The sequence below is a fragment of the Actinomadura logoneensis genome (assembly GCF_003428695.1).
GTDB lineage: Bacteria > Actinomycetota > Actinomycetes > Streptosporangiales > Streptosporangiaceae > Spirillospora > Spirillospora logoneensis.
The window spans coordinates 1-1,292 of the sequence record NZ_QURH01000504.1; the positions used below are offsets into that span (position 1 = coordinate 1).

At 76.0% G+C, this 1,292-nt stretch carries 1 protein-coding gene; it reads right to left on the reverse strand.

The window, feature by feature from the left end:
* Positions 1-120: 120 nt before the first annotated feature.
* The coding region (locus DZF91_RS23635; RefSeq protein ID WP_199486835.1) for an acyl-CoA dehydrogenase family protein at positions 121-1,292 on the reverse strand (1,172 nt) is incomplete at its 5' end.

Here is a 1,292-nt window from a genome sequence, read left to right on the forward strand (position 1 = left end):
CGCCGCCCGCGCCGCGTCGCGCGGGCGGCGGTCCCGCGGAAGGGGGATGGCCGGTGACCGGACGACGGCCCGGGCGGGGGCCGCGTCCGGCGGCGGATCGTCAGAAGCGCGGTCCGAAGGTCAGAAGTAGAGGGTGTTCGGCTCCAGCCCGCACAGCACCCGGCCGTACAGCTCGTCGTTGGTGTCGGGGTTCATCAGGGCGTGCATCGTGATGGCGTGCAGGTCGCGGGCGATCCGCTGGATGGGCTCGCCGGCGTAGATGGACGACCCGCCGCTCGCGTCGTTGAGCAGGTCCCCGGCCTCGCGCGCCAGCCGGACGGCGCGTCCCATGTCGGCGCGGGCGCGGGCCCGCTCGACCGGCGTCCACGGCTCGCCCGCCGCGCTCTTGGCGTCCAGCGTCCCGGCGAGCCGGCGGGCGTGGAAGAACGCCTCGTCGATCTTCATGTCGGCCTCGGCGAGGCGCAGGTGCGTCACCGGGGCCTCGGCCTGCTGCTCGTACGCCGTGTAGGTGATCTTGCGGGTGGGCAGCCGGTCCAGGAACCGGTCCCTGGCGGCGACGGCGAGCCCGACGGCGGTGCCGACCGACAGCGCGGACGCGGTCGGCAGCAGCGGCGCGCGCCACACCGGGGACGCGGCGTTGGCCTCCGAGGCGTACTGCTCGGCGAGCACCAGCGGCAGCGGCAGGACGCGCCGCTCCGGCACGAACACGTTCTCGGCGACCGTGCTGACGCTGCCGGTGCCGCGCAGGCCGGAGGTGTCCCAGTCGTCCACCACGGTCAGCTCGGACATCGGCACGACCGTCATGACCGGCCAGAACGAGCCATCCGGCGCGGGCGCCATCGCGACGACGACCTGCCACCGGGCGTGGTGCGCGCCGCTGATGAACGTCCACTTGCCGTTCAGCACCAGGCCGCCCTCGGCGGGCACGCACATGCCGGTCGGGCTGAGCGTCCCGCAGAGGCGGGTGTCGGGCTCGGCGAACACCTCGTCCTGGACGGCGTCGGGCAGCAGCCCGGCCATCCAGGTCGTGATGGCGTTGACGCCGGCGATCCAGGCGGCGGACGCGTCGCCGCGGGCGAGCTCGGCGAGCACGTCCACGACGGTGCGGGCGTCCGCCTCCAGGCCGCCGTAGCGGGCGGGCAGCCGGAGCCGGAAGAACCCGGCCTCGGACAGGGCCCGCACGGTGTCGTCGTGCAGCCGCCGGTGCTGCTCGCTCCAGGCGGCGCGGTCGGCGAGCGCCGGCACCAGCGCGCCCGCGGCGGCGACCAGCTCGGCCCGCCGGGCGGCCGAGC